Annotated in this window: 8 protein-coding genes; 4 read left to right on the top strand and 4 right to left on the bottom strand. The window is 73.3% G+C overall.

Annotation, left to right across the window (positions count from 1 at the left end; all coding sequences use genetic code 11):
• The first annotated feature begins 165 nt into the window (after positions 1-165).
• From ABZ923_RS39995 to ABZ923_RS39980, 4 genes are all read left to right on the top strand, one after another.
• On the top strand, positions 166-933 hold the full coding sequence (locus tag ABZ923_RS39995; RefSeq protein ID WP_361482910.1) for a DUF2127 domain-containing protein: 768 nt from the start codon (positions 166-168) through the stop codon (positions 931-933).
• 59 nt (positions 934-992) lie between these two features.
• Entirely contained in the window at positions 993-1,421 is a 429-nt protein-coding gene (locus ABZ923_RS39990) for a MerR family transcriptional regulator (protein ID WP_361482908.1), read from the top strand.
• A 14-nt stretch (positions 1,422-1,435) separates the two neighbouring features.
• Complete coding sequence (gene trxA / locus ABZ923_RS39985; RefSeq protein ID WP_361482916.1) at positions 1,436-1,750, top strand: thioredoxin; 315 nt, start codon at positions 1,436-1,438, stop codon at positions 1,748-1,750.
• A 181-nt stretch (positions 1,751-1,931) separates the two neighbouring features.
• A complete protein-coding gene (locus ABZ923_RS39980) occupies positions 1,932-4,163 on the top strand; it encodes an ATP-dependent DNA helicase (RefSeq protein WP_361482913.1) in 2,232 nt (743 codons plus the stop codon).
• Between the two features lie 63 nt (positions 4,164-4,226).
• Here ABZ923_RS39980 and ABZ923_RS39975 read toward each other — a convergent pair whose 3' ends face one another.
• From ABZ923_RS39975 to ABZ923_RS39960, 4 genes are all read right to left on the bottom strand, one after another.
• A complete protein-coding gene (locus tag ABZ923_RS39975; protein WP_361482905.1) occupies positions 4,227-4,721 on the bottom strand; it encodes a hypothetical protein in 495 nt (164 codons plus the stop codon).
• 67 nt (positions 4,722-4,788) lie between these two features.
• Positions 4,789-7,104, bottom strand: coding sequence for a 1,4-alpha-glucan branching enzyme (gene glgB / locus ABZ923_RS39970; protein ID WP_361482902.1), 2,316 nt, complete (start codon positions 7,102-7,104; stop codon positions 4,789-4,791).
• Positions 7,101-8,492 carry a phosphotransferase gene (locus ABZ923_RS39965; protein ID WP_361482900.1) on the bottom strand — a complete coding sequence of 464 codons (1,392 nt, stop codon included), beginning with the start codon at positions 8,490-8,492 and terminating at the stop codon, positions 7,101-7,103. The genes glgB and ABZ923_RS39965 overlap by 4 nt, the downstream gene beginning before the upstream one ends.
• A gap of 95 nt (positions 8,493-8,587) precedes the next feature.
• Positions 8,588-8,959, bottom strand: a 372-nt coding sequence (locus tag ABZ923_RS39960; RefSeq protein WP_361482897.1) for an alpha-glucosidase C-terminal domain-containing protein, incomplete at its 5' end; no start/stop codon positions are given.

The raw sequence follows: 8,959 nt of genomic DNA, 5'->3' as shown, positions 1-8,959 counted from the left end.
CACCTGGCCGCCCGCCGGCCCCCCCCCCCCCCTCCCACCCCGGCCGGCGGGCGTCCCGTCCCGTAAAACCCGAACCGCCACGTTCGCGTACGGCGTCCGTACGTGTGGTGCCCGTACCCGGGGCGCCCGTACGGACGACTCGCCGAAAGTGTGGAGGCACGGGGGATGACGATCGACTGGGACCGGCGGACCTGCGCGCGCAAGGGCCATGTGACCTACGCGCCCGACGACCCCCGGCTGCGGATCCGGCTGCACGCCCAGACCGCGCTCGGGGAGGTCTGGCGGTGCCTGCGCTGCGGTGACTTCGTGCTCGGCGAGCCGCGCGGCTCCGGACCGGCCGCCGAGGCGCCGCTGGTGCCGCGCGGCAGAGTGATCCGGGACCTGTTCGTGCTGCGTTTCCTCGCGATCGAGCGGGCCGTGCGCGGGGTGTTCATCGTCCTGGTCGCGGCCGCCGTGTGGAAGTTCAGCAACAGCCAGGACGCCGTCCGCCGCCTGTTCGACGAGTACCTGGACGTTTTCCGCCCGGTCTTCCGGCACTTCCACTACGACCTCGACCACTCGCCGGTCGTCGGCTCCGTGCAGAAGGCGTTCGGCTACCGGCACTCCACGCTGCTGCTGGTGGCCGGCCTGCTGCTCGCCTACGCGCTGGTCGAGCTGATCGAGGCGGTCGGCCTGTGGTACGCCAAGCGCTGGGCGGAGTACCTGACGGTGGTCGCGACGGCCGCCTTCCTGCCGCTGGAGATCTACGAACTCACCGAGCACATCAGCTGGCTGAAGATCACCACCCTCGTGCTCAACGTCCTCGCCGTCCTCTACATCGCCCTGACCAAGCGGCTGTTCGGCCTGCGCGGCGGACGCCGGAAGTTCGAGGAGGAGCGGCGCAGCGCGTCCCTGCTGGAGGTGGAGGAGTCGGCGGGCATGGTGCATGTCTAGCCGCGGGTTCTCCCCGCGCCCTTGCGTTGACGCCGACGTCAACCCCTACCGTCGTGGTCATGCGCATCGGCGAGCTGGCCGCGCGGGCCGGGACCACGACACGCACCCTGCGGTACTACGAGGCCCGGGGGCTGCTGCCGGCCCGGCGTGACGGCAACGGACACCGTACCTACGACGAGAACGACCTCAGGCTGCTGCGGCAGATCCGCACGCTGCAGGACTTCGGGTTCGACCTGGAGGAGACGCGGCCGTTCGTGGAGTGCCTGCGCGCCGGGCACCCGGAGGGCGACTCCTGCCCGGCCGCGCTGGTGGTCTACCGGCGCAAGCTGGCCGAGCTGGACGCGCTCATCGGGCAGCTGTCGGCGGTACGCGCATCGGTCGCCGGGCAGCTGGCGCGGGCCGAGCGGGCGCGGGACGAGCTGGCCGTCGAGGCGCTGGTTCCGGGAGGTCCGGAACCCCTGTGCGAACTGGGAGGGCAGGAGCGGTGACGAAGGCGGCGGGTGTGCCCGAGGTAGGGGACGCGGACTTCGCGAAGGAGGTGCTGGCATCGGAACTGCCGGTGCTGGTGGAGTTCACGGCGGACTGGTGTCCGCCGTGCCGGCAGATGGCGCCGGTGCTGAGCGCCCTCGCCGCGGAGGAGGGGGAGCGGCTGAAGGTCGTCCAGCTGGACGTGGACCACAACCCGGAGACCACGAACGCGTACAAGGTGCTGTCGATGCCGACGTTCATGGTGTTCCAGGGCGGTGAGCCCGTGAAGTCGATGGTGGGGGCGCGGCCCAAGCGGCGCCTCCTGGAGGAGCTGGAGGACGTGCTTTAAAGCGGACCCCGTCCGCAAAAAAATCCCCCGGGCAATTGCGCTCGGGGGATTCCTGTGCGTATATTCAATGATTCGTGACTTCATTTCGGCGACGATGTGAAAGGTCACGAATGACGTTTACTGAGCACAGTATATCCGGGCGGGAGCGGAATTGTCAAACACCGAATTTCCTGACGATGAAATCCGGCACGAGCAGGAATTCGTCGACGGACTGTACGCGCGCGTGGACGTGCTGCGCGGCGAGGCCGAGACCTCCGTCGCGGACGCGCTCGCCCAGGGCGACAAGCCCATGCAGGCCCGGCTGGAGCGGGACATCCTGGTCGCCGAGCGCTCGGGGCTGCTCGCCGCGCTGAACGCCGTGGACGGCTCGCTCTGCTTCGGCCGCATCGACCTCGCCGACGGCACCGAGCACCACATCGGCCGCATCGGGCTGCGCGAGGACGACACCGAGCGCACCCCGGTCCTCATCGACTGGCGGGCCGACGTCGCCCGTCCCTTCTACCTGGCCACCGGCCACACCCCGATGGGCCTGCGCCGCCGCCGGCACATCGCCTCCGAGGGCCGTACCGTCACCTCCCTGCACGACGAGATCCTCGACCTCGGCGACGCCACCCGCACCGGGCACGAGGACCCCAGCGGCGACGCCGTCCTGCTGGCCGCGCTGAACTCGGCCCGCACCGGCCGGATGAGCGACATCGTGCAGACCATCCAGGCCGACCAGGACCGCATCATCCGGGCGCCGCACCGGGGCGTGCTGGTCGTGGAGGGCGGCCCCGGCACCGGCAAGACGGCGGTCGCCCTGCACCGGGCGGCCTACCTGCTGTACGAGCACCGGGAGCTGCTGGCCCGCCGGGCCGTCCTCATCGTCGGCCCGAACCCGGCCTTCCTCGGCTACATCGGCGAGGTGCTGCCCTCCCTCGGCGAGACCGGCGTGCTGCTGGCCACCGTCGGCGAGCTGTTCCCCGGCGTGCAGGCCACCGCCGCCGACACGCCCGAGGCCGCTGCCGTCAAGGGTCGCGCCGGCATGGCCGACGTGCTCGCCGCCGTCGTCCGCGACCGGCAGGCGCTGCCCGACCCGGTCATCGCGATCGAGCACGACCGCGAGGTGCTCATGCTGGACGACGGCCTGGTGAACGTCGCCCGCGAGCGCACCCGCGCGGCCAAGCTGCCCCACAACGCGGCCCGCGAGCACTTCGAGGGGCACATCCTCAACACGCTCACCGAGCTGTACGCCGAGCGCGTGGGCACCGACCCCTACGACGGCAGCAGCCTGCTCGACGCCTCCGACATCACCCAGATCCGCGACGAACTCGCCGAGAACCCCGAGGTCTGGGACGCCGTCGACCAGCTGTGGCCCCGGATCACCCCGCAGCGGCTGGTCGCCGACTTCCTCGCCGCACCGGAGCGCTACCTCCCCGAGGAGGACGCCGACGCGATCCGCCGCCCGGTGACCCGGGCCTGGACCGTCGCCGACGTGCCCCTGCTGGACGAGGCCGCCGAACTCCTCGGCGAGGACGACCGGGCGGCGCGGGCCCGCGCCGAACGCGAACGCGAGACCCAGGTGGCATACGCCCAGGGCGTGCTGGACGTCTCCTACGCCTCCCGGACCTACGAGTTCGAGGACAAGGAGGCCGACGACCCGGACGCCTCCGAGGTGCTGTCCGCGCACGACATCATCGACGCCGAGCGGTTCGCCGAGCGGCAGGAGGAGGCCGACCACCGCAGCGCCGCCGAGCGGGCCGCGGCCGACCGCACCTGGGCGTTCGGGCACATCATCGTGGACGAGGCGCAGGAGCTGTCGCCGATGGCCTGGCGGCTGCTGATGCGGCGCAGCCCCACCCGCTCGATGACCCTGGTCGGCGACCCCGCCCAGACGGCGGAGGCGGCCGGCGTCGGCTCCTGGGCGGACATCCTCGCCCCCTATGTCGAGGACCGCTGGGAGCACACCCGGCTGGGCGTCAACTACCGCACCCCGGCGGAGATCATGGACCTGGCGGCGGCCGTGGTCCGCGCCGAGCACCCGGACTTCGAGCCGCCCGCCTCGGTCCGCTCCACCGGCGAACACCCCTGGGTGCGCCACGTCCCCGACGACCTGCCGGGCGCGGTCGCCAAGGCGGTCGCCGAACTCGCCCCGGCGGAGGGCCGGCTGGCGGTGATCGCCCCGCGCGCCCTGCACCGCTCCCTGGCCGCCCGCCTGGAAGGCGTCACGGCCGGCGCCGAACCCGATCTGACGCGGACGGTCGTCCTGCTCGACCCCCGCCAGTCCAAGGGCCTGGAGTTCGACGCCGTCCTGGTGGTGGAGCCGGGCGCTTACGGCACGAGCGACCTGTACGTGGCCCTCACCCGGGCCACCCAGCGGCTCGGCGTGCTGCACACGGGGTCGCTGCCGCCGGGCCTGGCCCACGGCGGGTGACGGCGGGGACGGCGGGCGGTCCTTCCGGGGGCAGCCGCCCCCGGGCCCCCGGCCGGCCGCGCCTCATCCGCCGGACGGGCCGCCGGTGTGCCGCTCCCGTGCCGTGCCGGGCGTCCTGCGCAGGTCCATGCCCTGCGTCGACGTCAGCCCCTTCTCCGGATGCGCCCGGAAGGCCGCCGTCCAGGCGGTGGGCGGGCAGGCGCGGCCGTTGGGGTGCTGCTCGGCGAGCCGAGCCCGCCGGCTGTCCCGTACGACGACCCGGCCGTCCTTCCGGGAGGTCACCGTCAGCCGCACCGGTACCGGGCCGGCGCCGACGTCGTCCGGGAGCCGTACCGACAGCGACCGGAACGGATCGCCGGGATCACCGGACGCCCGCTCGGCGCAGCGGCCGTCCACGCACAGCCGTACCGTCACCGCGTCCTGCCGCGCCCCGAAGTCGGCGGGCCGCCACAGCACGGCGACACCCGACTCCATGTCCGCCTGGGTGCACATCCTGTCCGGCGCACAGCCCGTCACAGCCGCCGCCACCGCCCCCAGCGCCACGACGATCCACCGCATGTCCTCCCCCTTCGCCCCACCGGGCGCCGAGCGTAGGCGCAGGGTGGGGCGGAGGGCAAAGGGCAGGTCAGGCCGGGCGCAGCCACACCGTCGCCAGCGGCGGCAGGGTCAGCCGGATGCTCGCCGGGCGGCCGTGCCAGGGCTGGGGTTCGGGCTTGACGACGTCCGGGTGGGTGACGTCGCCGCCGCCGTAGCGGGCCGCGTCGGTGTTGAGCACCTCCACCCAGGCGGGGACGTCGTCCGGCACCCCGAGCCGGTAGTCGTGGCGGACCACCGGGGACAGGTGGGAGACCGCCAGCAGCGGGGTGCCCTCGGCGTCGCGGCGCAGGAACGCGAAGACGTTGTCGTCCGCCGCGTCCCCGGTGATCCACTCGAAGCCCGCCGGGTCGGTGTCCCGCTGCCACAGCGCCGGAGCCGCCCGGTACACCGCGTTCAGGTCCGCCACGAGGTCCCGCACGCCCCGGTGGTCCGCCTCGGCGCCGTACTCCGGGTCGAGCAGCCACCAGTCGGGCCCGCGCGCCTCGGACCACTCGGCGCCCTGGGCGAACTCCTGGCCCATGAACAGCAGCTGTTTGCCGGGATGGGCCCACATGAAGCCGAGGTAGGCGCGCAGGTTGGCGCGCTGCTGCCACCAGTCGCCCGGCATCTTCGACACCAGCGACCGCTTGCCGTGCACCACCTCGTCGTGGGAGATGGGCAGGACGTAGTTCTCGCTGTAGGCGTACACCATCGAGAACGTCATCTCGTGGTGGTGGTAGGCGCGGTGCACCGGCTCGTGGCTCATGTACTGCAGCGAGTCGTGCATCCAGCCCATGTTCCACTTCAGGCCGAAGCCGAGCCCGCCGAAGCCGCTGGGACCCTTGTGGTGGGTGGGCCGGGTGACACCGTCCCAGGCCGTCGACTCCTCGGCGACGGTCACCACACCCGGGCAGCGCCGGTACACGGTGGCGTTCATCTCCTGCAGGAACGCCACCGCGTCCAGGTTCTCCCGGCCGCCGTGCTCGTTCGGCGTCCACTGGCCCGGCTCGCGCGAGTAGTCCAGGTAGAGCATCGAGGCGACCGCGTCCACGCGCAGCCCGTCGATGTGGAACTCCTCGCACCAGTACACGGCGTTCGCCACCAGGAAGTTGCGCACCTCGCGCCGCCCGAAGTCGAACTCCAGCGTGCCCCAGTCGGGGTGGGCGGCCCGCCGCGGATCGTGGTGCTCGTACAGCGGGCGCCCGTCGAACTCGGCGAGCGCCCAGTCGTCGCGCGGGAAGTGCGCCGGCACCCAGTCCATCAGCACCCCGATACCGGCCTGGTGCAGCCGGTCCACCAGGTACCTGAAGTCGTCCGGGGTGCCGAGCCGGGCCGTCGGCGCGTAGAACCCGGTGACCTGGTAGCCCCACGAACCGCCGAAGGGATGCTCGGCGACCGGCATCAGCTCCACGTGCGTGAAGCCCAGCTCGCGCACGTACGCGGGCAGCTCCTCGGCGAGCTCGCGGTACGTCAGGCCCGGACGCCAGGAGGGCAGGTGGACCTCGTAGACCGAGAAGGGCGCCTCGTGGACCGGGGTGTCCGCCCGGTGCGCCAGCCACTCCCCGTCGCCCCACTCGTGGTGCGAGGCGCACACGATCGAGGAGGTGGCGGGCGGCACCTCGGTACGGCGGGCCAGCGGGTCGGCGCGCAGGGTGCGCGAGCCGTCCGGGCGGGTGATCTCGAACTTGTACAGTTCGCCCTCGCCGATGCCCGGCACGAACAGCTCCCAGACCCCGGTGCCGCCGAGCGAGCGCATCGGGTGACCCGTGCCGTCCCAGAAGTTGAAGCCGCCCGTGACCCGCACGCCCCGCGCGTTCGGCGCCCACACCGCGAACCGGGTGCCGGTGACCCCCTGGTGGGTGGTGACGTGCGCGCCGAGCGCCTGCCACAGCTGCTCGTGCCGGCCCTCCCCGATCAGGTGCAGGTCCAGGTCGCCGAGGGTGGGCAGGAAGCGGTAGGCGTCCTCCGTCTCGTGCACCGTGCCGTCGTAGGTGACCAGCAGCCGGTGGACGGGGACCTCGGCGAGCGGGAGCAGGCCGGAGAAGAAGCCGTCGCCGTCGTCGTGCAGCTCGGCCCGCAGCCCGTCCGCGACCACGGTGACCGCCTGCGCGTACGGGCGGAACGCGCGGAGCGCGACGCCGCCCGGCACCGGGTGCGCGCCCAGCACGGAGTGCGGATCGTGGTGCGTGCCGGCCAGCAGCCGCGCGCGGTCGCCGGCGTCGACGGCCGGGGACACGGCGACCTCCACGGCGGGCGCCGGCGCCTGCGCGGGGACCTCCTGGGCCGGCGCCTTCCGGGCGGCGGCCTTCTTCCGGGCCGTGGCTTCCTTCTTGGCCGGGGACGGCTTGTTGGCCTTGGGGGTCACGGACGAGCCTCCTGGTCGGGCAGGGCGAGGCGGCGCACCGCGGTCAGCGGCACGGGCAGCCAGTCGGGGCGGTGCCGGGCCTCGTAGACGACCTCGTAGACCGCCTTGTCGGTCTCGTAGGCCCGCAGCAGCACCGGGTCGGTGCGCGGATCGCGGCCGGCGACCTCGGCGTACCCGGAGCAGTAGGCGGCCCGGCAGGCGTGCGCCCACTCCGGGGCGGGCGGGGTCACCGAGTGGGCCGCGTAGTCGAAGGAGCGGAGCATCCCCGCGATGTCCCGCACCGGTGGCTGCGGCATGCGCCGCTCGGCCAGCGGCCGGGCCGGCTCGCCCTCGAAGTCGATCAGCGACCAGTTCCCGGACGGCGAGCGCAGGCACTGCCCCAGGTGCAGATCGCCGTGCACCCGCTGGGCGGTCCAGGTGTGGCCCTCGGCGGCCAGGTCGGCCAGCGCCGCGTACGCCGAGCGCAGCCCGTCCTCGTACGGCCGCAGCGCCGGCACCGCCTGCACGGCCGCCGCCAGCCGCTCGGCCATGCCGTCGACCAGCAGCCGGAGCTGGGCGGGTCCGAGGGTGACCGTCGGCAGGGCGCGGGCCAGCGCGGTGTGCACCTCGGCGGTGGCCCGGCCCAGCGCGCGGGCCTCGGCGGCGAAGTCCTCGCCCTTGGCCAGCTCGCGCAGGGCCAGCTCCCAGCCGTCGGAGGCCCCGCTCACGAACGGCTGGAGCACGGCCAGCACGTACGACTGCGCGTCCACGTCGGCGTGCAGCCAGGCCGTCGGCGCGGGCACCCGGGGGCAGCCCTCGCGGGCCAGGGCCAGCGGTATCTCCAGGTCGGGGTTGACGCCGGGCACCACCCGGCGCAACAGCTTCAGAATGAACGTATCTCCGTAGACCACCGACGAGTTGGACTGCTCGGCGGTCATCAGCCGGGCCACCAGGCCCGCCCGTATCTGCTGCCCGGACTCCCGCTCGAAGCGCAGCGCGCCGATGCGGGCCCGGGTGCGCAGGGCCTCCAGCAGCACCTCGGCGGGCCGGGGGTCGTGCAGGGCCTCGTAGACCGTGCGTCCGGCGAGCGGACCCTCGGTCACATGGCCGATGAGCGCGGGCGCCAGCCGGGGCGGCAGCGCCTCGCGCACGCCTATCAGGAGCTGGTAGCAGTCGCCCGGGTGCGGCGGGGCGCCCGGCGCCGCGGGCTGGTGGACGCGCAGCAGCAGGTGGTAGAGGCCCAGCCGGCCGTCGGGCGGCAGTAGTTCGGTGACCGACACGGGGGTGAACCCGGTGACCGGACGCCCCTTGCCCGCGAACCAGCGCTGCCGGGGCAGCCAGGCGCGCAGCAAGGGGTCGAGCGAGGTGAGGAGAGGGGTGGTGCCGGAAGAGGTGACCGTATCCGCCATGGGCGTCACGTCCTTTCCCCGGGGGTCGTCGGGGTGTTACTGATGCGTGCCCCGGGTGGGGCGGTGGAAACGCCGCACCGCCCCACCGGACCGCGCTACACGGGTTCCGCGCGCAACCGGAACCAGTAGAAGCCGTGCCCCGCGAGGGTGAGCAGGTACGGCAGCTCGCCGACCGCCGGGAACCGGACCCCGCCGAACAGCTCGACGGGGTGCCGCCCGCCGAACCGGCTCAGGTCCAGCTCCGTGGGCTGCGCGAAGCGGGAGAAGTTGTGGACGCACAGCACGAGGTCGTCCTCGTACTCGCGCAGGAAGGCGAGCACCGCCGGGTTCGACGACGGCAGCTCGGTATAGGACCCCAGTCCGAAGGCAGGATTCTGCTTGCGGATCTCGATCATGCGGCGGGTCCAGTGCAGCAGCGACGAGGGCGAGGACATCGACGCCTCGACGTTGGTGACCTGGTAGCCGTA

Source organism: Streptomyces sp. NPDC046881 (assembly GCF_040645015.1).
GTDB lineage: Bacteria > Actinomycetota > Actinomycetes > Streptomycetales > Streptomycetaceae > Streptomyces.
Note: the sequence above shows the minus strand (reverse complement) of the source record. Positions and strands in the feature narration are given on the sequence as shown.

Coding starts and splice junctions, on each gene's coding strand:
- ABZ923_RS39995 (WP_361482910.1), top strand. CDS start 166: ATGACGATCGACTGGGACCGGCGGACCTGCGCGCGCAAGGGCCATGTG.
- ABZ923_RS39990 (WP_361482908.1), top strand. CDS start 993: ATGCGCATCGGCGAGCTGGCCGCGCGGGCCGGGACCACGACACGCACC.
- ABZ923_RS39975 (WP_361482905.1), bottom strand. CDS start 4,721: ATGCGGTGGATCGTCGTGGCGCTGGGGGCGGTGGCGGCGGCTGTGACG.
- ABZ923_RS39965 (WP_361482900.1), bottom strand. CDS start 8,492: ATGGCGGATACGGTCACCTCTTCCGGCACCACCCCTCTCCTCACCTCG.